Origin of the sequence: Nonomuraea sp. NPDC050227, from assembly GCF_044459705.1 — a bacterium.
In the GTDB taxonomy this organism is placed as follows: domain Bacteria; phylum Actinomycetota; class Actinomycetes; order Streptosporangiales; family Streptosporangiaceae; genus Nonomuraea.
Genome location: NZ_JBITJF010000019.1, coordinates 147,187 through 170,930, shown reverse-complemented (window position 1 = coordinate 170,930; position 23,744 = coordinate 147,187). Strand labels below are relative to the sequence as shown.

The window sequence follows — 23,744 nt, the reverse complement described above, 5'->3', positions numbered from 1 at the left end:
CCGGCGGAGCAGCCCGTTAGTTTCTCGTTGCTGCCGCGATGCATGGGCCGCCTGGATGGGCCGAAAAGAGGCCTTCACTTAGATCTGATCGTGATGAGCCATCTCCGCTTCCTGATCCCAGGTCAGCGTCAGCCGCACGGCCGGCGGCAGGCCGTCGACGACAGCGATCAGGCCATCGCGAACGGCTTGCGCGTCGTGACGGGCCGCCAGCGGGACCGGGCGCAGGTAGCGGTTTCGCGGTCGGCGAGAGGGGCCTCGGCCGGCCCGGACACGTACTGCGCAAGTAGGCAGCGATCTGCTCGGGGCCAGTCCTGCTCCAGCTTGGCCTGCACCTCCGCGCGGAGCTGTGCGTCTGCCGGCAGCTGCCCCTGACGTGGCCCCCGGGCCCGTTGCCGCACTCGTGCGTGAGCGAGATCACCGTCGTAGACACCTCGATCGTGCGGGAGTGCATTGCGCCGCAGCTCGCGGCTGATGGTCGATGAGTAGCGTCCGAGGCGGTCGGCGATCGCGCGCACTCCCAGGCCCTGTGCCCGCGAGGTCGCGCCCCGTTGCCGGTCCAGCAGCGACAAGAAGCGGCTCGACCGGGCGCTCTCAGCCAGCCGCACTGGCGGTAGCCTGCCACTCTCCGCCCGCCACCGGTAGCCGGTCCTGTGCTCGATTCCAAGCGCGACAAGCCTCCGCGGTTCCCACACCGCACAGTGCTGGCCTGGAACAAGACCGAGCCTCCTCATCTGCCTCCTGGCCCACGATGAACGGGGTGCCCCTGCCGGCCGGCCTGTGCCTCATGCTCACCGGGCTGGCCGTGGCGTGGTGGTGCCACCGACAGATCGTCATCGACGGCGATGCGGCGCACGGACGGGTGCTGGCGGCCGCGCTGGCTTTCGGCGCGGTGGACGCCCTGGTCGCGACCGCGCTCATGGCCAACCTGGTGGCCGGTGGCCTGACTAGGTTGCCGTTCCTGCACTTCCCGCTGTTCGTCGGCCCGCTGGCGGTCATGTACGTCAGGGACCTGACCCGCCTCCAGAGGGCCACCACGGCCGCAGGCTTCGCGGCCACCTTCATGGCCGCGTACTTGTTCCGGGCAGGAGCCGTTCGAGAAGACCTCACCACCCATCGCCCGAGCCTGGGGGCTCACCGGTCCAAGGAAGGCGACCAGCCTGCGGCGGTGCTGACGATGGCGAGGAAGATCGTGAGGTTGGGGATGTCGTAGGTGTGGTGGTTCGCCCATGAGAGGAGCGCGTTCTTCTTGCGAACGGTCAAACGGCCCTGCGCGATCGCTGTGCCGTCGAGTTCGCCCCAGGGAAGCAGTCTCCGCTTCCGGACGATCCCTTCGGGGCTGACGGACAGTGGACCGAAGGAGATGGTCTCCCCGGCCCCGAAACGCTCCGCGAGCAAGGGCAGCAGATGGTCGTTCACCACTTTCTGCTGAAGGATGTCAGCGAGGTCCTCGATATTGCGGAACCGGTTGTCGTAGGTGAAGCGACCTCGGTCCGCGGTCTCAACGGTCACGGCGTGGGCCGTCGCGTGGTGCGCGCCGTTGACGTAAAGCTCGGTCACGGCGCGGCGGATACCGGTGATCCGGTCAAGGGGCAGGACGTACGCCCGTCCGATTCGTGTCTCGACGAGGCCTCGTTCACACACATAGACCCGTCGCCCGATCGACAGCACGCGCGGCAGGATGGCCCACGCCAGCACCGCGGAGCCGCCGGCGAGCAACGGCATGTACAGCACTTCACCGGCGCCGACAACGGCGGCGCAGAAGAGCATGACCGCCCCAAGCAGAAACCTGCGCCAGTCCCAGTAGTGGAACCCTGTAGAGAACCACCGCTCGACCGCCCCCAGCCCTTCTTTTTCGGCTGCGGCTCTGACCTTCGCCAGTCCTGTCCACAACGTCACTGTCGTTCCACCCCATCTCATGCCCGGTTCACCACTCGATGGCCGTTCGCCTCCGACCAGGGCGGCACGACGAAGGTACGGCGCAGTGGTGCGTGATCCAGGGGCCTGGAACGCGCATCCCCCCGCTTTACGGTGATACACACGAAGCGAAGGAGAGAGCAACATGCGAGCCAGAACTGTGGCCGTTGCGGCGGGGATGACATTGGCGGCGAGCCTGGTCGGGGCGGGCCCTGCAGCGGCGGTCCCTCCGACGGTGTACTACACCAAGCCCCTGGTCACCGTCCTGGAGGCGGGCACCACGAAGTGTCCTGGATCTGACCAGTGGTTCCAGGACAAGGCGGCGAACATCGGCTGGACGTACACGAATGGCGATCAGGCATGCGTTGAGGTGTTCTACGGCGTCCGCAACGTAGCGAAGTCGTGTGACTTCTTCTTCTACGTGCCCGACAACCACGCCACCGGCATCGTGCGCTTCAAGATCAGGACGAACGCCGGCTTCGGCAGGCCGCGTACCGAGGATTCCGCGCCGGGTGAGGGCATCGGCGTGGATGAGAAGCCGCGTACCGGCTGGTGGTACATCGGCTCCGGAACCAAGGTCGTGGGGTTCAGCTTCACCGACGCCAACGGGCAGGCGTTCAAGAGCAAGAAGATCGGCTGGGGCACGGATGCGCAGCACGGGGTCAAGCAGGTATGTGACACCAAGCCGAATTCACTGGGATAACGCGGCCAGCCGGGCGCGGACCACGGCGAGTCGGCTTTCGGCCTCGGGCAGTAGGAAGGGGTCGAGCAACGCCCGGTCCTCGCTCAGGCGTCGTTCGGCCTCCTCCTGTTCCTGGCGTACGAGTTCGAGCACCGCCTGGCGGCCGCCCCGGTAGCCCGCGCGAACTGCTCCCTCCCGCTCTGCCGCGATCATCTCGTCGAAGGCCGCCGTCTCCAGGTCGAGCAGGTCGCGCATGCCGGAGGCACCCAGAGTGAAGGCCAGTGGCCACAAAAGCGCGGCGGCGTCGGCTGGGTGGAGGGAGAGGGGCAGGAGGGCGTACGAGGCCATGAAGATGGCCGCGAAGCCTGCGGCTGTGGTGGCCCGCTGGAGGCGGGTCAGGTCCCTGACGTACATGACCGCCAGCGGGCCGACGAACAGCGGGAAGTGCAGGAACGGCAACCTAGTCAGGCCACCGGCCACCAGGTTGGCCATGAGCGCGGTCGCGACCAGGGCGTCCACCGCGCCGAAAGCCAGCGCGGCCGCCAGCACCCGTCCGTGCGCCGCATCGCCGTCGATGACGATCTGTCGGTGGCACCACCACGCCACGGCCAGCCCGGTGAGCATGAGGAACAGGCCGGCCGGCAGGGGCACCCCGTCCATCGTGGGCCAGGAGTGGGTCAAGCTGCCGACCGCGCCCAGAGCGATCATGCTCGGTCCCGGGTCGAGGGAAGGGATGCGGGCCTGGGCGTCCTCGGGAAGGATCACCAAGGTGCTGCCGATCTGCAACTCCTGCCGCTGCGCCAGCGGCCTTGGGTCCGGCACGGTCACCACGACGAGATCACGGACCGCCAGCCGTACCAGAGCGGTCTCCAGCATGGCCACCTGCCGGTGCGACAGCAGAAGGGAGGCGCAGCCTCCCTCGGTGCGGAACCGCACGTCTCTGGACAGGTCCGGGCTGGCCAGGTTGTGGCGCTGCTCCCAGCGCAGCAGCGCGGCGGACAGGTAGTCAGCGTGGCCGGTGGTCTGCTCGGCCAGTTGCTGGCGCCAGGCGGTCAGCGGCGAGCCGACCGGTTTGCCCGGAACGGCCAGCAGCGGCCAGGTGCGGGTCAGCAGGTCGATCACGGTGTCGGCACCCACCGCGACGCTGTGGCGGCCGGCCAGCTCCGCCTGGCCGTGTGCCGCCTCACGGTCGGCGAGAGCCTGATGCAGATGCCGGTGGATGCGCAGCTCCAGGTAGCGGGCGAGCCCGAGGCCGACCGCCACGGTGAAGGCCGGCCAGAGAAGTGGGGAGATGCTGTACGGCTGACCCGTGGCCAGCAGAATCGCGTTCGTCGCGACCCCGACCACCATCGGCACGACGAGGGCGCGCACACCTCGGAACAGCGCCCGCTCGAAGGCCAGCGGCGAGGCGATGAGCGCCGGGGCGTCCACCGCGTCGCACATCGCAGCCGACCAGAGCGCGACATCGACCGCGTCCAGAGCCAGCCGGAGCCATGGAGGGAGTGGCGAACCACGGCGCATGCACCCGTAGAGAGTCAGGTCGTAGACCATGCACACGAGGCAGGCGCTCAATGCGGCCGGCAGGCTGATCCGTGTGCTGGTCACGGCCATGACACACACCGCGATGCGCACGGCCAGCCGCATGTTGAGGAAGAACCTGGTGGTCGTGAAGCTGGTGGTGGCCGCGGCGACCTGGACGAACGACGGCAGGTCAGCCATCGCCGGCCGGCAGCCACCGGGTCTTGACCCGCGTGGCCCATTGCAGGAACCGGGAGATCTGCGGCAGCGACGGCAGTTCCTGGTGACGATCAGGGATACGGCCGTCGGAGGTCATCGCGATCAGTTCGGCCTCCTGGTTGAAGTCGCGGCGTAATCGTTCCCACCCGCGCGAGCGAGGGTTCTGCCGCTCGGCGATCGCGGCTCGCAGGTCCCGCTCCAGAGCATGTCGTACGGCCCGGTTGACGTGACTGTGGCGGGAGACCCCGTGTCGTATCGCCTCTTCGGGGTCGGTCAGGTCGGGGACGGCCCTCCTCGGGTTCCGTACGGTATCCAGCAGCACAGCGGCGTCCGACAGTTCGCTGCGGTGATAGAAGTAGTCGGCTCTGGCCTCTTTCATCCTGCGGCGGATGGCTCCGTCGAAGAAGTGGCCGGTGAGAACGATTACAGTCGCGCGCGAGCCGCCGGCACGAATGGCTTCCACGACCCCGACGCCGGGGAAGTGATCGTCCTCGCGGCGCTCGTCGGCGGCGTCCACGAGCGCCACGTCGATCTGTCGCCAGTCGGGCCATGCGAGGGCCTGCCGGTGGTCCAGGGCTGCCGTCACGCTCACGTCGGGCGCCGAGGAGAGAATGACGGCGAGGCCGTGCCGACTGATGTCGTCGTCGTCCACGATCATGATCCGGCGCACGCGGTCATCACTCCACGAGACGGTTGAACCGCGAATTTCAGCATCCCCCTCTGGTGTAGTTCTGGTACCAGGACTCGCAGTAGGCGTAGCTGTGCCCGCCGTCGGTCGAGAGCCAGTACGTGCCGTTGACCTGTTCGTTCGGGGCAAAGGTGACATCGGTCCACATCCTGTCACCGCCGCAGTACGCACCAGTGCCCGGCGCCGGCCACTGGTGCCAATCGTGTGAAGAGCGGACCTGTGCCCAGAAGCAGGCGCCGTTGCTGATGCCGACGATCCTGGTCCAGTTCACCCCGCACGCGGGTGACCAGCGGATCTCCAAGGTTCCATAATGGGTGCCGAGGTAGTCGATGCTCCTAGCGAACACCGTGGTGCTGTTCCCGGAGCAGTTGATATCGATGGGGTCGAGCCCTTCACACGGGCTGGGGTTCCAGTCGTACTCAGGCGAGCACCAGTACGGGCCTGGCTTGTCGGGCTGGGCAGCGGCCGGACCGGCGCCGCCCACCAGGGTGAGCAGCAGGGCGCTGATGATGATAAGGCATGTGCGCATGCGATCTCCTCACACGAGATTGCCGAGGGCGGCGGCCATCCGCCGGTAGCCCTCCTTGCTGGGATGGAAGTAGTTGTCCACCAGGTGGTAGTCGGTGGTGGGCCAGATACCGAGCTCGACGGCGCTGAAGTGGCCCTCCTTGTCACAGAGGTCACCGCCGGCGAACGCCGTCGAGACGTCGGCGATGCGCACCCCGGCCTCTGCCGCCGCCTCGCGGATGACCCGGTTGAGCTCGGCTGTCTTCTCCCTGAGCCAGCCGCGGTCGGCTGACTCGATGAAGGCGCACGCCTCATGCGCCTCGCTCGGGTCGCGGAAGATGTTCGGATAGTTCACGACGACCACCCGCAGCGGGTCGCCAACGGCCTGGGCGATCGCCTTGTACGCGGTGACGAGCCGGGGTTTGATGCCGTTGATCCTGTTGCTGATCACGTCCGGATGGTCGCCGTTGCTGAAGTGACTTCTGCATCCCTTCTTGGTGGACAGGAAGAGCTCCGCGAAGTAGGTCTCGACGCAGTCCATGACGACCTGGGCGAAGCCGACGTCGTTGCCGCCGACCGTCACCGTGATGAGCTTCGGTTTGGCGTTGGCCAGGCGCAGCTGGCCCACTTGGGTCGCCGGCTCCAGGTAGAGCTTGCTACCCGCGTAGTCGGGATTGCTCTTACTGTCCGAGGTCTCCCGCACAATCGGATCGGGCGCCTGCTCGCCAAGGTCGTAGACATGACCGGAGCGGGAGATCTTGTACTCGATCCCGGCGACGTCGTTCAGGTTGGACCCCGAGCACGCCAGGTGAATGGTCGGGCCTGTGTGCAGCGTGGTGGACTGGCCGGCAAGCAGGATCGGATAGGCGTACGCCGAGCGGTGGCAGAGGTTGCCGTCCGGCAGGTCCAGATGCTCACCGGCCATCACGTCGGTGAAGTTGTCCCGCGGGTAGTAGAGGACCGTGCCCTCGCCGGAGGAGTACGAGTCGCCGAGCGCCACATAACCACTGCGTTCCACGGTCGCCGGGTCGGTCGGCAGAAAGGCCATGGCGTCGAAGGCGACGGCCTCCCCGACGCTCGGATCGCCCCGGTAGGTGATGGAGCCGAGCGTCACGACCGGAGCCTCGCTCAGCAGGAAGTGCCCGAGGCTGACCCACTGGTTGGCGTAGGCGTTCTGGTCGATGGTGACCCGGTATCCGCGCGTCCGCTCCGACTTTCGGGGCGCGACGAGGTAGGTGGCCTGCTTGGTGGTCGCCCCCAGGTCGGGGACGAAGACCCGCACCTCGTATATCCCCGAGTCGGGGAGGACGGGCTGCCACGCGCCTCTGACCTCGTAGGCGCGCTCGGGCGTGTTCGCGGGCACCTGGGCCACCGAGGAGAACCCGCCTGAGGTGTGAGTCGCCCACATGTGGCCGCTGAAACCGCCGCCGACCTGGTGCAGATCGACGTCTGCCCCGCTGCTCGCGGTGAGGGGGTTGCCCCAGCTGTCGGTGATGGAGAACGTGCCCTGTCGGCTCCACGGCCGGCTCTCCGTGGGGCAGCCGACGAGGTTGGGGTTGGTCCTGTCCGGGTTCTGGTCCAACATCACATCGTCGACGACGATCGCGTTGTCCGGTAAGCCTGTCCGGTCGCAGACCTTACTCACGGTCCTGCCGGGCGGCTCCGTCTGGGGCGAACCGTCGTCGGGATCGGTGACGCATAGCGTGGCGCAGTCGACCCATGCAGCCGGCTTCGGCCACCAGCACGAGGCATCCACAGCAGGGCATGGGTCGGCCTGGTGGTAGCTACAGGCATTCACGTCGGGCGCGCAGAACGTGGAGAACGGCGGAAGAGTGAGAGTTCTTGGCTGCTCGCGCTGCAGGAGTCCCGGATACCTCCGGTGTCCGTCGGGCTCCCACAGCGCCACCTCCATCCAGCCGAAGACACGTTCCTGGTAGGGCCAGAAGGCGGGGTGGCTGGCGTCTTCGAAATAGATGTCGCCGCCGTTGTGCAGGAAGGCATGGCGGGCGGGGGGATAGATCGGGTTGGCCGGGTTGTTCGCCCAGCCCAGGCCGTGCCCCTTCGTGTCCTCGCCGATCGGGTGGATTCCGCTGTTGTAGGCCCATATGGCCCCGTACCAATTCTCCAGGTAGCGGGAGTCGCCACCGTTCATGGTGATCCCGAGTGCGGCCAGCTGGGTGAACTTCTGGGCGAGTATCTGCTGGGCGGCGGCGATGTTCGTGGCGTAGTCGACCGCGATCCTGGTCTGGCTGGCGGGTGAGCCTGAGGAATCCGCGCGCATCCTGTCGGTGACCTGGCCGATGCCGTATCCGCAGTCGGCCTTGTCGTAGTCGATGGCGTAGATGTCGTCAGGCGCGGCGCCGTAGTAGTTGGCGATGAGCGGATTGCCCGCCCGCCCGATGACCGCACGCCAGCTCGCCTGGCTCCAGTTCGACTCCTGTGCCAGGACTCCGTACATGACCTGCGCCGGGACCGTCTCCGGCGCGGGGAACTCCACGCTCGGGTCGCCCTGCTCCAGCGGCGCGGTCGTGCCGTCCTGGCGATGGACGCGATACTGCCCGGGGTCGGGCGGGCGCAGTCCGAGTGTTCTGCTCTTCGCATGGTGCACCGCCCAGCGCACCTGCTCCGACGTAGGTTGTCTGACCTGGGCGAAAACCCTATTACGCGGTACTGCGCAGGCAGGTGCGGTCGTGTTCCGGACGCTCGCCGCCGAGGTGAAAGACCGTGCGGGCAGGTGAGTGTAGGCCGGTAGGGCGCTCTGTGGCAGTTTGGCCATGGGCGCCCGTGTCTGCGCCTCCTGCCCTTGGAAAACCTCGAACTCCACGCCGCCGCCTGGTCTGGCACGCACGTCGAATGCCGGGCCGCCGACGCGCTCGATCGGGATCGCCCGCCCGCCCTCGACCCTGACCAGTTCCGCGCCACGCACCCCGACCAAACCGTCGGAGGTCGGCACGGTCGAGGTCAGCTGATCGTGTACGATCTCGCTGCGCACCACGGCGCCTGTGCTCGCGTGCAGGACGCTGACCCGGGTCGGCCGCTGGGCCCGGCCCAGGTACGTGGTGAACGCCACCAGGTCGCCCGCTCCGCATCCCGGGTTGAAGTACGCCAGCGAGACGCCGGCTGCGAGCGGACGCACTGCTCTCGACGCGACGTCCACCGCATAGGCCAGGCCGCCTGCGTTCATCCCCGCCTCGTTGTTGGCCAGGTGCCAGGGCGCGATGACGGCGACGACAGTTCTGCCGTTGTCTGCTACGCACTGGTTGCCGATCCACGCCTCGTCCGCGTAGCCGCCCGGCTGCAGCGTGGCCAGCTCTGCCCATGCTCCGGTGCGGCGTACGAACAGGTGATAGCCACCGGTATCTCCGCGCCCCTCGACCACGAGCTCGGCACGGCCGGCGGCTGCCGGGCCGCCAGGGAACACAACGCAGACCGGTAAGAGGAACACCAACGTGGCGAGCACACGTACCCAGGAGCCCAACGCCATCACCTCACGTCGACACCGGTCTTGTTAGACGATCTTGGCAGGCAATACAGTGGTTTACCTGCTCCCCGTTGTCGCACGACAACGTGGAGACAACCAAGGACGGGTGGCTCCAGAGGAGAGCTGCATGCCGCGACCAGAGAAGCCTGTCGATCCGAGTCAAGGGCCCGTTCAGGCGTTCGCCCATGATCTGCGTCGATTACGAGACCAAGCCGGTGGCCGCCCCTATCGGGAGCTCGCCAAGACCGCCAACTACTCGGCCGCGGCGCTCGCCAAGGCCGCGGGTGGTGACTCCTTACCTTCGCTCGCGGTGACTTTGGCGTACGTCGCGGCGTGCGGTGGCGACAAGGAGGAGTGGTCGCGACGGTGGCATGAGGCACAGCTGCCATCGACGAAACACGGGAGCGTTTGGACGCGGTCGCGGACGCGGCTCCTCGTCGTGGCTGGGCTGGTGGCTGTGGTGGTCGCGGCGGTCATGGCAGTCGTCCTGCATGAGAGTGACGCGCCGATGGTCTGGGCCTCGGCCGCCCAGGTTCTCCCGCTGTCCACCAAATCGCCGCAGCAGGTGGTGGACGGTGCCGACCCCGCCAGGAACGGATGCGGTGGCGACGCCGTCACGCTCCAGCGCCAGGACGTCTGGATGGGCAACACGATCATCGGTGGTCTGGAGTTGCGCCACTCCGCGAAGTGCGGTGCCGGCTGGGCCAGGTTCAATCCCACAGGGGCGCTCATCTACAACTCGGCCAGCCGCATTGTCGTGCACGTGGAGACCTATCGTCCGGCCGATGGCCGCTCCAGCCGCATCACGGAGGACTTCGTGCACGACATGCACTGGTCGGGCATGTTGCTCACAGGCGCAGGATGCCTGCGGGGCAGGAGCGCCGTCGACATTGACGGCACGCTTTCGGCGATAGCTGAGAGCCCGTGTGTCAGGTCGGAGTGAGCCTGATACCCGCTTCCCCTCTCCCTTGCCACGTCGCGAGACGTGGACGATTCGACGTCCGGCTTCCATCCGGCTCCCGTCTGGGTGCTTGTGCAGTGGTGTTCGCACAGGACTGGTGCAAGGCCCTCGAAGACCTGGAAGCCGCCGCCGCCCTCGTCAACCCCGGCGGCCGCATAGGCCACGCCCACAAGACGGCTGTCCGGAATATCCGTGGCCCCTCAGAGTCAGCCGCGAGACGCTGCGGGTGTGGGTGCACGCCGCACAGGCGCGGGGTAGAGGTGTGCAACGAGCGGCCGGCGGTGCCGCTGCCCGTCAGGACCCCATCGGCCGGACACGCACCCTCGGACGATGTGTTGGAAGAGGAGAACAAGCAGCTAAGGGCCCGATTCGAGAGCTGGGAGCGAGACACCCTGCGTAAGGCGGCCAAGCTTTTCGCGGGCAATACGAACTGGCGAACCGCCTGGTCGGCCTTCTCCGGGATGACCGCCTTGATCCCGCGTCGACGCAGGTAGGCGCAGTTGCCTCGAGAAGAGTAGGCCTTGTCGGCGGCCAACGCGCCCGGACGGGTGCACGGACGGCCGATCGGCAGGCGGACCTTGATGCGCTCCAGCACAGCGCGAAACTGCGGGCTGTCTCCGGCCTGGCCGGCAGTCAAGATCAAGGACAGCGGACGGCATCGACCATCCGCCGCCAAATGCACCTTGCTGGTCAGCCCGCCCCGAGAGCGGCCCAGCTTGGCCGCCTTCAGCCGGAACCGGTAACGGCGTCGTAGCCGTCGCCGCTCGTTCCCCTCGTCGTCCCCGTCGTCGTTGTCTCTGTTCTCTTCATCGCCGGGGTCGCCCGGGGGCACCGTCGGCGGCGTTTTGCACCTTTGGCGCAGCCCCCATTCCTGCTCGACGGCTTCTTCCAGCGCTGCGCTCAGCTCACCGTCCAAGACCACCCCGGCGGCATGACGGTGGGCGCGGACGGCGGTGGAGTCGACGCTGACCAGGTCGAGATCGGCCTGTCCCCGGCCTGCGGCCTCGCCGATCACCTCCTGCATCAGCTGCTCGAACACGCCGGCCAGTGCCCAGGAGCGGAACCGGTCGTAGGCGCTGGACCATGGCCCGTACTCGATCGGCAGGTCACGCCACGGGCTGCCGGTACGAAACCGCATGTGGCCCGCTACAGCCCCGTCCCGGCTGTGCTGACACGTCGCCCGGAGCTGCGACGAGCAGGGCCCGGCGTTCTATCAGCTGTCACGCCGCGCCCACGCGATGAGCAGCGACGCGCTCGGTGGCTCGGTCCAGATGACGAACGTTCCGCCGGCCACAAGCGTCGCGCAGGCAGTCACGCCGCCGGCCCGTACGTCGATCGGGCTGGCAGATCGGTGGTGAGCGAGGTTCTATGCCAGGCGTTCCATGCACCACGAGGGCCGCCGTCGTCACCCTCTCTTCTTGTCCCCCATTGTCCCTGCTTTACGCGACTTGCCGTGAGACCATCTCCTGGATCAGGGTGGCGTATGCAGGAGCGAGACATGATCACGATCGGTGTCATCGACGATCACGATCTCATCCGACACGGGCTTGAGCACGTCCTGGCGCAGTCGGAGGATTTCGCGGTCGTGCTCAGCGGGCGCGATCTGGCATCTGTCGGCACCCAGCCCGAGCTGGACGTGCTGGTGCTCGACCTGTACCTGGGGGACGACGAGCCGTGCGTACCCGCCATCGCCGAACTGTCGCAGCTGTACAACATCCTGGTGATCTCAGCCTCGGCCAGACCCGCCGATCTGGTGGCCGCCGTACGAGCCGGGGCACGCGGCTACGTCACCAAGAGCGAACCCGCCGAGCTCCTGTCCAGCGCCATCCGCGTCGTGGCGGCCCGCGGCTTCTACCTGTCGGCCGAACTGGCCGACATCCTGCACGCGCGGATGTCCACGCTGACCACGCCCACCCCGGCAGTACCGCTGGCGCCGCGCGAGGAAGAGGTGCTCACCCATATCGCGCAAGGCTTCACCTACGACCAGATCGCCCGCCGGATGGGCATCAAGAAGTCCACGGTCGACACCCACGTCGAGCGGATCAGACGCAAGCTCCAGATAGGCAACAAAGCCCAGCTGATCGCCGCCGCCCTGGACCGGATCGCCGAGCGAGCCATCCGTGGCCAGTGAGGCCGGCGCCCGTACCGAGGCCGTGCTCGCCTGGACGGTCATCCTCTTCCGCATCGGAGCGTTGGCCGAGGTGGTCGCGCTCAACTACGTGGGCGACAGCGGGTGGCGGCGGCACATTCCCGGCTTCGGCGGCGCGCTGGCGGTGCTCGGGCTGACAAGTGCCGCGGTGGTCATGGCGTGCCGACTTGGCCGCCGGCCTCCGGCAGGCCGGCTCGTCGCGGCTGACGCCGTGCTGACCGCCGGGGTCGGCGTGGGGATGACGGTGGTCGCCGGCGCCGCGCTCCACGGGTCAGGCCCCGACTTCCTGCTGCCGTACATGTTGCTGGTGTCCATCGGCATCGGCGTGTGCGTGCGCACACTCCCCGGCGCGCTGGCCGCCACCGCGCCGCTGGCCGCGGCCTACCTGTACATGCAGGCCGCCAGCGGCTTCTTCTGGCTGGGGGCGCTGCCACACACGATCGGATTTTGGGTCAACGCGGGCATCGCCTGGTTCGTCACCTCGCTGCTGCGCAGGAACGCCGCCGAACTGGACGAGGCGCGGGGACAGGTGGCCAGGCTGGCCGCCGAACAGGAACGCGCCAGGAACGGCCGCGTCCTGCACGACCGGGTCCTGCAGACCTTGGAGGCCCTGGTCCGCGACGGCTGGGTGAGCGACGAGCAGGTCAGGCGACACGTGGCCGCGGAAGCGAGGTGGCTGCGCCGCTACGTCCGGGGCGAGCACGACAGCGCCGGCAACAACCTGGTCACCGCCTTGGAGGAAGTGGTCGAACACGCCAACCGGGCGGGGCTGAACGTGCAATTGCACGCCTCCGGCCTGAAGTCCGCCGACGTGGTTCTGCCGATCGCCACGGTCGAGGCGGTGACCGGCGCGGTACGGGAGGCGTTGACGAACGTCCGTAAGCACGCCGGCACGGCTCAGGCTGTCGTCCACGGCCAAGCACGTCGCGGGGAGATCGTGGTCAGCGTCCTGGACCAGGGCGACGGATTCGATGCGCGGGGTGCGGGGTTGGGGTTGCGCGAGTCGATCGAAGGCCGGATCGCCGACATCGGTGGCACGACCGTAGTCGACTCGGCACCCGGTGAGGGCACCCTGGTCGAACTTCGTGTCCCCTCATGACACCACCCCCGCTGTCCCCCTATTTCACGACTATTCAGATGAGATCTTCCTCCGGACACTGGCATGCATGAAGCCCCACCGCACCACGTCGACGGCGCGCCGCGCCCATGACGAGGCCGGACCGCTCCGGCGACAGGGCCAGGCTCGACACCGGCCCCGGGCCGGACGTACCGCCAATGTGAAGCGGCCGGCACGCCGTGCCAGGAACGGGCATCCAGCCTCACAGAACGGCGGCGCTGCCAGAAGGGGAGGCCGCAATGTCTGACCACATGGCCGATGACCGCCCAAGACCCCAGACGTACCAGATCTTCATCAAGGCGAGCGCCGCTGATCTGTGGCAGGCCATCACGCTTCCGGAGGTGAGCAGGCACCATCTCGGCCAGGTGAACACGTCCGGAGAGCCCGGGTCACCCTTTCGCGTCCTGGGCCTCGGCGGTGAGCCGCTGAGCGATGGCCTCGTCGAGATATTCGATCCTCCACGCAGACTGGTGACCAGCTGGCGTGCCCTGTGGAGCGAAGACGTCGCGCAGGAGAAGGCCAGTCGCGTCACCTGGCGAATCGATGAGCGCGAAGGCGGATTCTGCCTGCTCACCCTCATACACGACCAGCTGGACGACGCTCCTCGCACTGCCCGCGCTGTCGCCGGCGAGGGATGGATGTGGATCTTGAGTGCTCTGAAGACCGTGGCTGAGACCGGTCAGCCACTGACCGCCGCGCCCTGACACCCACCTCTGCCCTCCCTGCCTGCCTTCTCGTCCCCGGAGCCCCGCATGACGTACACCATCGACAGCTACATCCGTGCCACACCCCATCAGGTGTGGCGCACCTTCACCGATCCCGAGCTCAGCCCGCACATCAACTTCGGCGCGACCATCGAATCCGACTGGAATGTCGGCTCCCGCCTGCCCAGCCGCATCGGCGACGGGCCGGTCATGGTCGACGGCATCGTGCTGGAAGCCGAGGCGCCCCATCGACTGGTGCGCACCTGGCGGGAACTGTGGAACCCGGACGCACGCGCCGAGCCCGCCTCCCATGTCTCCTACACCTTCACCGCGCTGGCCCACCTGACACACCTGCGGGTGGTGCACGACCAACTCGACCCCGCGAGCGTGACGGCCGCGCTGACCGTACGGGCATGGCCGATGGGACTGGCCAACCTCAAAACCCTCGTCGAAACCGGCGAACCGCTCGGCCTCACCTTCGAGCTGGCCTCCGCCGTCACTTCCTGAACTGTTCACGCACCACACCACGGCGACGACATCAGGAACTTCGCCATCCCTGGCACACCCGTTCACGACACCGCTGTTGGAGAGCCATGTCGATCTTGTCGCGTTCCCTGACGTTCACTGTTCCCGCCCTGGTCTTGACCGCAACCGTCGCCGCGCCTGCCCAGGCCGCCTGGCCCCGGCTCTCCTTCCTGCCACCGAAGGTTACGGTGCTCGACTTCAGCAACGCCGCCCAGGGGTGCGCCGGCGGCAAGGACGCCCAGTACAACACCGGCGTCGACGACAACGGCACGTCTGTGAACTGGACCTACGCCAACGGCTCGCACCGCTGCCTGGAGGTGGGCTACCAGCCCTACTTCCGGAAGGAGACGTGTACCTACTCCTTCTACGTGCCCAAGGGCAGCCTCGCCACCGGGCAGATCAACTTCCACTTCGAGTACGGCGACGCGCGGCCATCCCGAGGCTCTGACGTCGTCGCTCTCGACGAAGGGCCCGTATGGTCGTGGCGCGTCATCGCCAGGCGGGCAGGAGTGACGCGCATCTGGTTCGGTGACGACAATGGACAGAGTCACCCGGTGAAGATCGGCTGGGGCAGGTCCGCCGTGTGGAGCATCAAGCAGGAATGCCCGGCATGACTACGCCCGCTCCGCTGCCAGAGGGACGGCGCGTGGTACCCGAGACCGTGCACGCGTGCGCGTTCCTGGCCTACCTGCTGGCCGGCGGCCTGCTCGCAGAGCTGTCGGTCGTGAATCACCTGATCGATCTGGGGCTTCTGGCGTCTGACGACTGGGCTGGCACGCAGCCTGTGGTGCTGCTGTTGGCGCTGCCGATGCTCGCTGCGGCGGTGGCCGTGCATTGGGGTGTACGTCAGGCCAGGCCGGTGCTGGCCGTCGCCGCCTGGCTGCTGACGGCGTTCCTGATCATCTTGGCGATCGGCGTGATGGGGCTCGCCTCTGTCCCGACAACGGTCTGGCTGTCCATCCTGGTGAACGCCGCCGCAGCCCTCGTCGTGGCCAGACTGCCCTACGGCCAGGACGCCAGCGCCTACCTGCGGGGATGTGGCCTCAGCAGGGCTGAGGCCCGCGCCGCCGCCCAGCCCCGGGAGCGGGCGCCGGGTGGCGTCGTCCTGGCGGCCGTCTCCCTGGGTGCAGCCGCTCTGGTGGGAGTCATCGCCACGATTGACCAGGCGGTGAACGCCGATGGATCCGCAATACCACCGTTAGCGATCACCGTCATGACGGTGGCGCTGGTCAGAGGGCTGCTCAAAGGCAGGCTGTGGGCCCGCGCCTATACGGTCATCATGTTCAGCGTTGCCCTGGCGGGCGGGACCGTCACGGTGATCGGCCTGTGGCGGGCCTCGATCCCGCGGCACGAACTGCTGGCTTCTGCGCCACCTGACGTGGGCCCCGCGGTGCTGACGACGCTGGCGATCATGGCCGTGGACGCCGTCCTGCTGTACGCGCTGGCTTGGCAGGACACCAGCATCGACTTCTTCGCCGCCGGCTGGTGAGCACTGGGCCTCTTCCTGGTTGTGCCGGGCCGACGGGACGCCCTGCTTGCGCAGGCAGATGCAGCATCCCTGCATTTCCGTAGATGTATCGCCCCCTGTTCCGGGGGAGACATGTCCCTTCGCTGCGTGCCACGGTGGCCGTTACGCCGCCTGCTTCCTGTGATGATCGCCTTGCCCATCTCGCTGCCTCTGCCGGGTAGCGCGGTACACGCCTCCGCGCCCCTAACGCCGAACTGCCCGGCAAGGGCTATTTGGCGACCGATCGCGCAACCACGTTGTTCCTCAGCAAGCGAAAGGTGGCAAATGCGTTACACAACCCGTGCCACTGTCATGATCGCGGCCGTTCTCGGCGTCACGATCTCGCCGGTCTCCCCCGCCGCGGCCCAGCCATGGCCGCCCCCGCCCGCGTGTGTGGGGTCCACCTGTGTCGACCGATCACCGATCTTGTGCGACGACGAGGTCCGGACCGTGACGTCGTGGAAGGTTCCTGATTGGAATGCCTACGTAGAACTGCGCTACTCCGCCAACTGCGCGGCCAACTGGGCCCGATACCCCAGCGCCAGCCGTCCCCCACTCTGGATGTGGGCGCAGACTTGGGACGGGAGGAGCACGGCCAGAGTCGATCTGCAATACGGGGGCGACGACAACCGCTTCACCAGCATGGTCGACGGCACCCAACTTGCTCGCGTGTGCGCCGAGAACAAGTACATCCCCCGCGCCCCCGACGACGCCAACCTGTGCAGCCCCTGGTATTGACGCCTTCGCCGAGGGGATACCCGCCCGCGCCTGCCGACACGGTTCCCCTCGCCCTTGACGGTCTGCGCATTCCAGACAGACAGGAGGGAGATCAACCCTGCTTGGGTGACGACGCCGTTCTCAGCCAGTGCCGGCGCTTGGCAGGCATCATCCCGAGTACTCGGCCAGGAGCCGGGTGAGGCGGTCCGTGGTGGCCTCGCTGTCGGCGGGCCGCTTGCCCTGGGCGAGGGCGGCGTTGCCGCCTCCCCGGCCGTCCAGGACGAGCTTGACCAGCGCTGCGGCCGACACCCTGGACACCTTTGCGGGCTCGTTGACGGCCACGACGAAGCCCTCGGGTGAGGCGACCGCGACGACGCCGGGCCGCGCGTGCGGCAGACGGGCACGGACCAGTTCGGCCAGCGGGCGTGGCGCCAGGTCGGTGTGCGCGGTCGCGAACAGCACTGGGCCGAGGTCGGCCGCCTGGCCGGCCACGCGTTCAGCGTCGGCCGTCAGGAGCCGGTCGCGTAGCTGCTGGGACTGCCGCTCGGCCGCCTTCATGCGCTTGACCAGCGCCGTCACGCGGTCGGGCGCCTCCTCTCCGGGCGCGTTGAGCTGCTCGGTGACCCGGGTGAGCAGGTCGCGCTCGCGGGCCAGGTAGCGGAAGGCCTCGATGCCGGTGACCGCCTCGACGCGGCGCTGCCCGGCGCCGGCGGAGGACTCGGCGGTCAGCGCGAGCGTCCCGCGCCTCGGCCAGCGGCAGGTACCGCGCGGCGACGGGCAGGTCGCGGCGGATCGCCAGGTTGGCGACCTCCTCCACGTCGCTGCGGGTGGCCGCCGACAGGCCGCCCCGTCAGGAGAAGTCCAGGCGCATTGATCGGCCGCTGCACGTCGAGGACCTCGGCGGTGACGCCCGCGCCCGTCAGGGTGCCAGCGTCGCTGTCCTGCCCTCCGGACTCAGTCCGACCTGCGCGGCGGGAAGCCGAAGGACCACTGCCGGCCGAGCAGCCGCGGCCGGCGCTACCGCACCGGTAGTGCGGCCAGCCTGCGGGAGAAGCGGCGCAGGAGCAGGCCGGCTGTGGCGGTGAGGCCGCCGAGCAGGCCCAGCCAGGTGCCCACCGCGCCCAGTCCGGCCGGTCCCGCCAGCAGGGCCGCGAGGGGAAGACCCACGAGCCAGTAGCCGACCAAGGTCAGCCGGAAACCGCCCTTGGTGTCGTCGAGACCACGGAGCAGACCCACGCCGATGTTCTGGGCGCAGTCGACGAACTGCATGACGGCGGCCACCATGAGCAGGCCGGTGGCGATGGCGAGCGCCTTTCCGCCTTCCGCGCCGAGGAAGGGGCGCAGGATCAGGCCGGGCAGCGCGAGGTACAGCACCGCGACGATCGCCATGACGGCAGCCCCGCAGGCGAGGGCGGCTCGCGCGATGCGCCGGGCCTGACCGGCCTGTCCCAGGGCGATCTGCCTGCTCACGCCGATCGAGGCGGCGTGCGACAGACCCACGGACACCTGAAAGACGATGTAGACGAGCTGGTTGACGGCGGTGTGCGCGGCCAGGGCAGCGGTGCCGGACGCGCCGATGATCAGGGCGACGACGGAGAAGAACCCTGCCTCGGACCCGTAGGTGGCGGCGATCGGCAGTCCGAGCCCGGTGAGCCGGCGCACGGTCGCGGGACGGGCCCGCCAGAAGCGAAGGGTGAGCGCCGGGGCCAGCTCCGGGTCCCGGCGGGCGGAGACGTACAACGCGACGAAGGTCGCCAGGTAGACGGCACTGGTCGCGGCCCCGATCCCAGCCAGCCCGAGCGGATGGACGAGCGCGGCGTTGAGCGCGGCGTTGACCACGATCGAGGCCAGGGTGATGCGCAACAGCGCCTGCGGGCGACGCATGCCGACGGTGAACTGCCGAAGCGCCTGGAACCACAGGCAGGGCAGCAAGCCGGGCGCCAGCGCCCACAACATCGGCCGCATCCGCTCGATCACCGCCGGCTCCTGCCCCAGCAGGGCGACGGCCTCGCCGATCAGAATCATGGCCGCGCCGCCGACGAGACCCGCGATGGTCGCCAGCGCCATCGCGGCGCGGACCAGGTCACCGACATCCTCTTCACGTGCGTGGGCGGCGGCGACCTGGTTGCCGACCGCTGTCACCAGCCCGACGCCCATGGTGCGCAGCTGGTTGAAGATGACCATCGCCAGCCCGCCCGCCGCCAGCGCCTGCACGCCGAGCAGGCCGAGCATGAGGGTGTCGGTGGTGGTCAGCGCGACCTGGGCGAGCTGGGTGAGGGCGAGGGGTACGGCGAGTCCGGCCAGTTCGCGTACGTCGTGGCGCAGGGGGGACGTTGTCACGCCGTTTTCTCTCCCTTTAGGATAGGCAAACCTAAGTAAGACTATCGGTGCGAATGAGGACGAAGTGAACCTGAGCAGGCGTCAGCTTCTCATGACCGCGGGAGGAGCGAGCCTAGCGGCGCTGCTCGCGGCCTGTGGCAGCGGGGCGGAGCCCGGCGCCGCCCTCGCGAGCCAACCGGCTCAGGCGAAGCCTGCCACCGGCGGCACCCTGCGCGTCGGCGCGCTGGGCAAGGCGAGCGCGATCACCCGCGACCCCCACGGCACGCAGGCCAACGAGAGCGACTATCTGATCATCAGTCTGCTCTACGACACGCTGACCGTCCCGGGCGCCACCGCCAACACCGCGCCCCGGCTGGCCGGGGCGTGGAAGGCCGACAAGGAGGTCAGGACCTGGCGGTTCACGCTGGCGCCGGGCGCGACCTTCCACGACGGCACGCCGGTGACCGCCGAGGACGTCGTCTGGTCGCTGCGCCGCCTGCGCGACACCCCCGCCGGTCCCTCCCGGCTGCCGGGCGTCACGTCCGCGAACATCAAGGCGGACGGGGACGCCGTCGTGCTCACCTCGGACTATCCCAACGCCGACCTGCCGCTGATGATGCGGTTGACGACGTTCGTGATGAAGAAGGACACCACGGAGGTGGCCGGCGCGCCGGGCACCGGCCCGTTCAAGCTCGACTGGTACCGCGACGGCAACGCCCGCCTGGTCCGCAACGACAGCTGGCACGGGGGCAAGCCGTACCTCGACGCGATCGAGGTGAAGATCTTCGAAAGTCCGCAGGCCATGGCCAACGCGCTGCTGGCCGGGCAGATCGACGTGGCCTCCAACGTGGGCGCCGTCGCCGCCCGCGTCGCCGCCGGCCGGCCTGGCGTGCAGGTGCTGCGCCGGCCCGACGACATGGCGATGCCGATCGTCATGCGCACCTCCAAGGGCAGCCCGTACGCCGACCCCCGGGTCCGCGAGGCGCTCCGGCTGGCCGTGGATCGCGAGGCGATGGTCAAGCAGGTGCTCAGCGGGTACGGCAAGGTCGCCAACGACGTGCTCGGCACGGGCGACCCCATCTACGCCAAGGACCTGCCGCAGCGCGCACGCGATCTCGCGCGGGCCAAACAGCTGCTGCAGGAGGCCGGTTTCGACCTGTCCAAGACCTACCCGCTGCACACCACCGACGACATCGCGGGGCTCGCCGAGTCCGCCGCGCTGTTCGCCACCCAGGTGCGTGAGGCGGGCGTGCAGATCGAAGTCGTCAAGCAGGACTCCGGCGCGTTCTGGGACAAGACCTGGCTCAAGGGCGACCTCTACACCACGTACTGGGGCACCAACGACTCGGTGCTGTTCTTCGCCAGCAAGCTTCTGCTGACCGGCGCGGGACAGAACGAGTCGGGCTGGAGCGACGCCGCGTTCGACCAGGCGTACAAGGAGGCCGTGGGCACCCTGGACGAGGCCGCCAGGGCCAAGGCTCTGCGTACGCTGCAGGAGATCGAGCACGAGCGCTCCGGTTACGTGCTGTGGGGCATGGCCGACGGCATCGACCTGGCCGGAGCGGCCGTACGGGACCTGCCGAAGCTTCCCGGGTACGGACGCGTGCAGCTTGAGCGGGTATGGCTGGCTCGTTGACGGTGCTGCGGCTCGGCTGGTTGCTCGCCCGCCGGGCTGGACTGCTCGCGGCCTTGCTCGCGCTGGTCTTCGTCGTCGTGGAGGCGCTGCCGGGCGACGCCGCCGACGCGACCGCCGAGCGCGGGGAGAGCGAGGCCGACATCGCCCGGCGCCGCACCCTGCTCGGCCTCGACCAGCCGGTGTTCCTACGGTTCCTGCGCTGGATGGCCGGGCTGCCCACCGGGGACCTCGGCGTCTCCGCCCGCGGGGAGAAGGTCTGGGACCTGCTGGCGGGGCCGCTGCCCAACACGCTGCTGCTGGGCGGCATCGCTCTAGCCGTCACCGTCGTCACCGCGCTCGCCGTCGGCTGCTGGGCCGCACTGCACCCGGGATCGGTGACCGACCGGGTGACCTCGGCCTCCGCCACGGCGGTGCTGGCCCTGCCCGAGTTCGTGATCGCGGTGGCGCTGGTGCTGGTGTTCGCGCTGTGGACAGACCTGCTGCCCGCGGCAACGCTTGCCGGGGCGGACGGGTCCCCTGCCTCATGGACGATGCTGGTACTACCGGTGCTGGCACTGGCGATCCCGCAGATCGGATGGAATGCACGGATCGTTCGCGGTGCGATCGCCGACGAGGCGCGAGCACCGCATGTGGCCGCCGCGGTCCTCGACGGTCTGCAGCCCCGGCGCGTCCTCAGCCACCACCTGTTGCCCGGCGCACTGCCCGCCATCGCCGTGGGCGCGGCGACCTCCACCGGCATGCTGCTGGGCGGCGCGGTCGCGGTAGAGACCATCTTCAACTATCCCGGGGTCGGCACGCTCCTCGCCGGAGCCGTAGCAGACCGCGACAGCCCGATCATCGCCGGAGTAGTGGCGCTGACCGGGCTCGCGATCACGTGTGTGCTGCTGGTCGCCGACCTGATCCGCTCCTGGGCCGCAGGAGGCCGCCTGTGACGCGTCTGCTGCCCGCACTGGTCCTGCTCCTGCTGGCCTTGGGCGGACCGCTCCTGGCTCCCCTGCCGATGGACCAGCCGGTCACCATCCCCTACGGGCCGCCCGGAGCCGACGGCACGTTGCTCGGCGGAGACCAGCTCGGCCGCGACGTCCTGAGCAGGCTCCTGTACGGAGGGCGCGACCTGGTCCTGTCCTCCATCGCCGTCGCACTGCTCGTCACGGCCATCGCCGCGGTCCTGGGCGTGGCCGGCGCGCTACGTCCGGCCTTCGGCCGCTTCATCGAACGGGCGACAGACGTGTTCATGCTGCTGCCCGCCGTCCTGGGTATCCTGCTGGTCACCCAGGCCTGGCCGCGCGGCGGCCCGTTCGCCCTCGTCACCGCCGCCGTCGCACTCGGTGTCCCCTTCGCCGTCCGGTTCATGGCCGCCGCCGCGGCGCCCGTCGTGACCACCGGCTACGTCGAAGCGGCCATCGCCGGTGGCGAGCGCACCTGGCATCTCATCATCCGCGAGGTGCTGCCGAACCTGCGCTCCACCGTCCTGGCCCTGTTCGGGCTCCGTTTCGTGGAAGGCGTCTACGTGATCTCCACTGCCGCCTTCCTCCAGATCGGCCCCCAGCCCCCGGCCGCCGACTGGGCACTGATGATCCGCGAGAACAGCGCCGGGCTCGTCCTCAACCCGTGGGCCGTGCTGGCGCCTGGCATCGCGATCGCCGCGCTGGCGATGAGCGTCAACCTGGCCGCCGGCGCACTCGCCCCCAAGGCACGTACATCGGAGGTGGCACTCCTGTGACCCCGCTTGCGGTGGTGACCAGGCTGACCGTGGCGGCCCCCGGCGGGCCCGAGCTGCTGGCGGGCGTCAGCCTGGCCGCCCATTCCGGGCGTGTCTTGGCCCTGGTGGGCGCCTCAGGCTCCGGCAAGACCACCCTGCTGCGCGCGCTGCTCGGCGACCTCCCCCCGCGCACCACCCGTCAGGCAGGAGACGTGCGGGTGCTCGGCACGGACGTGTTCGGCTGCGGCTCTGACGCGCTCCGCGAGCTGCGGCGCAGCCGACTGGCCTTCGTCGGGCAGGATCCCGGCTCGGCGCTCAACCCCAGGATGCGCGTGGCCTCCGTCGTCGCCGAGACCGGCGCCGGCCTGACCCGTGACGACGTCGCCGGCCTGCTCGGCGAGGTCGGTCTGGGCGACGTCCCCGGATTGCTCAGGCGCAGGACCGTCGAGCTCTCAGGTGGCCAGCAGCGCAGGGTCGCTCTGGCCCGGGGGCTGGCCCGCCGGCCTGATCTGCTGCTCCTGGACGAGCCCACCGCGGGGCTCGATCCGACCGCACGCGCGGACATCGGCGCGCTGCTGCGGCGGCTGGCCGCAGAACGCGGAATCGCGGTGGTGATGTCCTGCCACGACCGGGAACTGGTCGCCCAGGTGGCCGACGACGTCCTGGAACTGCCCGGTGGCGCGCCCTCCCAAGCGTCCGCCCCCAGGCCGCCGCGCCGCGGCACACCTGGTCATGAGACGGGACTACGCGCCGAAGGGCTGGCCGCACATGTGGGGCCCGCACGGCTGCAGGTGCTGCGCGGCATCGACCTGCACGCGCCCTCAGGAAGCACGGTCGGCGTCGTCGGCCCTTCGGGCTCGGGCAAGACCACGCTGCTGCGCACCCTGGTCGGCCTGCACCCGCGCGCGGGCGGCTCGCTCACGCTGGACGGTCTCCCCCTGCATCCTGACGTGCGGCGCCGCGGGCAGGAACTGCGGCGCCGGGTGCAGTTCGTACCGCAGAACCCGATGGGCGCGCTGAACCCCTCGGCCACCGTCGGCGCCGCCCTGCTACGGCCGGTGCGGCTGCACCGCCGACGCCCCCGCGCCGCGGGACCTGAGCGCGTGGACGAACTGCTGAAACAGGTCGGGCTGAGCCCCGGCCATGCCGGCCGATATCCGCACGAGCTGTCCGGCGGCCAGCGCCAACGCGTCTCCATCGCACGCGCACTGGCCGCCGAACCCGACGTGCTGATCTGCGACGAGGTCACCTCGGCCCTGGACGACGGCACCGCCCGCGCGGTCATGAACCTCCTGACCGGCCTGCGGGAAACGCAGGGCACGGCCGTGATCTTCGCCTCTCACGATCTCCGGCTCGTCCAGGAGTACGCCGACAGTGTGGTCACGGTCTAACCGGGAC

The 23,744-nt window shown here is 69.1% G+C and carries 22 protein-coding genes and 1 pseudogene; 14 read left to right on the top strand and 9 right to left on the bottom strand.

The window, feature by feature from the left end:
* Positions 1-167: 167 nt before the first annotated feature.
* Positions 168-731 (bottom strand): helix-turn-helix domain-containing protein, encoded by a 564-nt coding sequence (locus ACIBK9_RS50140; protein ID WP_397166374.1) that lies wholly within the window; start codon positions 729-731, stop codon positions 168-170.
* A 17-nt stretch (positions 732-748) separates the two neighbouring features.
* Between ACIBK9_RS50140 and ACIBK9_RS50135 the strand changes: the two genes are divergently transcribed.
* Complete coding sequence (locus tag ACIBK9_RS50135; RefSeq protein WP_397166372.1) at positions 749-1,210, top strand: hypothetical protein; 462 nt, start codon at positions 749-751, stop codon at positions 1,208-1,210.
* On the opposite strand, the gene ACIBK9_RS50130 is transcribed toward ACIBK9_RS50135, so the two are convergent.
* Positions 1,132-1,896, bottom strand: a complete 765-nt coding sequence (locus tag ACIBK9_RS50130) for a DUF6585 family protein (protein ID WP_397166371.1) — start codon at positions 1,894-1,896, stop codon at positions 1,132-1,134. The genes ACIBK9_RS50135 and ACIBK9_RS50130 overlap by 79 nt on opposite strands.
* Positions 1,897-2,059: 163 nt before the next feature.
* On the opposite strand from ACIBK9_RS50130, the gene ACIBK9_RS50125 reads away from it, so the two are divergent.
* On the top strand, positions 2,060-2,617 hold the full coding sequence (locus ACIBK9_RS50125; protein WP_397166370.1) for a hypothetical protein: 558 nt from the start codon (positions 2,060-2,062) through the stop codon (positions 2,615-2,617).
* On the opposite strand, the gene ACIBK9_RS50120 is transcribed toward ACIBK9_RS50125, so the two are convergent.
* From ACIBK9_RS50120 to ACIBK9_RS50105, 4 genes are read right to left on the bottom strand one after another with little or no spacing between them, the layout of a single operon-like run.
* Positions 2,606-4,315, bottom strand: coding sequence for a hypothetical protein (locus ACIBK9_RS50120; protein ID WP_397166368.1), 1,710 nt, complete (start codon positions 4,313-4,315; stop codon positions 2,606-2,608). The two genes, ACIBK9_RS50125 and ACIBK9_RS50120, sit on opposite strands and share 12 nt — an antisense overlap.
* The gene (locus ACIBK9_RS50115) at positions 4,308-5,003 is read right to left on the bottom strand and encodes a hypothetical protein (RefSeq protein WP_397166366.1); all 696 of its coding nucleotides are present in this window, start codon (positions 5,001-5,003) and stop codon (positions 4,308-4,310) included. Before ACIBK9_RS50115 ends, ACIBK9_RS50120 begins: the two co-directional genes overlap by 8 nt.
* 37 nt (positions 5,004-5,040) lie before the next feature.
* Entirely contained in the window at positions 5,041-5,550 is a 510-nt protein-coding gene (locus ACIBK9_RS50110; protein ID WP_397166365.1) for a hypothetical protein, read from the bottom strand.
* Positions 5,551-5,559: 9 nt separating this feature from the next.
* Positions 5,560-9,012: a GDSL-type esterase/lipase family protein gene (locus ACIBK9_RS50105; RefSeq protein ID WP_397166363.1), complete on the bottom strand. Its 3,453-nt coding sequence runs from the start codon at positions 9,010-9,012 to the stop codon at positions 5,560-5,562.
* Positions 9,013-9,136: 124 nt separating this feature from the next.
* Here ACIBK9_RS50105 and ACIBK9_RS50100 point away from each other — a divergent pair, with 124 nt between their 5' ends.
* Positions 9,137-9,952, top strand: coding sequence for a DUF2690 domain-containing protein (locus tag ACIBK9_RS50100; RefSeq protein ID WP_397166362.1), 816 nt, complete (start codon positions 9,137-9,139; stop codon positions 9,950-9,952).
* A 448-nt stretch (positions 9,953-10,400) separates the two neighbouring features.
* Here ACIBK9_RS50100 and ACIBK9_RS50095 read toward each other — a convergent pair.
* Positions 10,401-11,105 (bottom strand): annotated as a pseudogene (locus tag ACIBK9_RS50095) (transposase); the annotation flags it as partial.
* 363 nt (positions 11,106-11,468) lie between these two features.
* Between ACIBK9_RS50095 and ACIBK9_RS50090 the strand changes: the two are divergent.
* From ACIBK9_RS50090 to ACIBK9_RS50060, 7 genes are all read left to right on the top strand, one after another.
* The gene (locus ACIBK9_RS50090; RefSeq protein ID WP_397166360.1) at positions 11,469-12,101 is read left to right on the top strand and encodes a LuxR C-terminal-related transcriptional regulator; all 633 of its coding nucleotides are present in this window, start codon (positions 11,469-11,471) and stop codon (positions 12,099-12,101) included.
* Positions 12,091-13,218: a sensor histidine kinase gene (locus ACIBK9_RS50085; RefSeq protein ID WP_397166359.1), complete on the top strand. Its 1,128-nt coding sequence runs from the start codon at positions 12,091-12,093 to the stop codon at positions 13,216-13,218. Before ACIBK9_RS50090 ends, ACIBK9_RS50085 begins: the two co-directional genes overlap by 11 nt.
* A gap of 257 nt (positions 13,219-13,475) precedes the next feature.
* A complete protein-coding gene (locus ACIBK9_RS50080) occupies positions 13,476-13,940 on the top strand; it encodes an SRPBCC domain-containing protein (protein WP_397166357.1) in 465 nt (154 codons plus the stop codon).
* 48 nt (positions 13,941-13,988) lie between these two features.
* Positions 13,989-14,447 (top strand): SRPBCC domain-containing protein, encoded by a 459-nt coding sequence (locus ACIBK9_RS50075; protein ID WP_397166355.1) that lies wholly within the window; start codon positions 13,989-13,991, stop codon positions 14,445-14,447.
* A gap of 134 nt (positions 14,448-14,581) precedes the next feature.
* A complete protein-coding gene (locus ACIBK9_RS50070) occupies positions 14,582-15,079 on the top strand; it encodes a hypothetical protein (RefSeq protein ID WP_397166354.1) in 498 nt (165 codons plus the stop codon).
* A 32-nt stretch (positions 15,080-15,111) separates the two neighbouring features.
* Positions 15,112-15,954: a hypothetical protein gene (locus ACIBK9_RS50065; protein WP_397166352.1), complete on the top strand. Its 843-nt coding sequence runs from the start codon at positions 15,112-15,114 to the stop codon at positions 15,952-15,954.
* Positions 15,955-16,422: 468 nt separating this feature from the next.
* Positions 16,423-16,710 (top strand): hypothetical protein, encoded by a 288-nt coding sequence (locus ACIBK9_RS50060; RefSeq protein ID WP_397166350.1) that lies wholly within the window; start codon positions 16,423-16,425, stop codon positions 16,708-16,710.
* Between the two features lie 147 nt (positions 16,711-16,857).
* On the opposite strand, the gene ACIBK9_RS50055 is transcribed toward ACIBK9_RS50060, so the two are convergent.
* Together ACIBK9_RS50055 and ACIBK9_RS50050 are read right to left on the bottom strand one after the other, a co-directional pair.
* Positions 16,858-17,268, bottom strand: coding sequence for a hypothetical protein (locus ACIBK9_RS50055; protein WP_397166349.1), 411 nt, complete (start codon positions 17,266-17,268; stop codon positions 16,858-16,860).
* A 438-nt stretch (positions 17,269-17,706) separates the two neighbouring features.
* The gene (locus ACIBK9_RS50050; RefSeq protein ID WP_397166347.1) at positions 17,707-19,029 is read right to left on the bottom strand and encodes an MATE family efflux transporter; all 1,323 of its coding nucleotides are present in this window, start codon (positions 19,027-19,029) and stop codon (positions 17,707-17,709) included.
* 64 nt (positions 19,030-19,093) lie between these two features.
* Between ACIBK9_RS50050 and ACIBK9_RS50045 the strand changes: the two genes are divergently transcribed.
* From ACIBK9_RS50045 to ACIBK9_RS50030, 4 genes are read left to right on the top strand one after another with little or no spacing between them, the layout of a single operon-like run.
* On the top strand, positions 19,094-20,644 hold the full coding sequence (locus ACIBK9_RS50045) for an ABC transporter substrate-binding protein (RefSeq protein WP_357706097.1): 1,551 nt from the start codon (positions 19,094-19,096) through the stop codon (positions 20,642-20,644).
* Positions 20,629-21,576: an ABC transporter permease gene (locus ACIBK9_RS50040; protein ID WP_357706098.1), complete on the top strand. Its 948-nt coding sequence runs from the start codon at positions 20,629-20,631 to the stop codon at positions 21,574-21,576. The genes ACIBK9_RS50045 and ACIBK9_RS50040 overlap by 16 nt, the downstream gene beginning before the upstream one ends.
* Positions 21,573-22,367, top strand: a complete 795-nt coding sequence (locus tag ACIBK9_RS50035) for an ABC transporter permease (protein ID WP_397166345.1) — start codon at positions 21,573-21,575, stop codon at positions 22,365-22,367. The genes ACIBK9_RS50040 and ACIBK9_RS50035 overlap by 4 nt, the downstream gene beginning before the upstream one ends.
* Positions 22,364-23,737 (top strand): ATP-binding cassette domain-containing protein, encoded by a 1,374-nt coding sequence (locus ACIBK9_RS50030; protein WP_357706100.1) that lies wholly within the window; start codon positions 22,364-22,366, stop codon positions 23,735-23,737. The genes ACIBK9_RS50035 and ACIBK9_RS50030 overlap by 4 nt, the downstream gene beginning before the upstream one ends.
* The last annotated feature ends 7 nt before the right edge of the window (positions 23,738-23,744 follow it).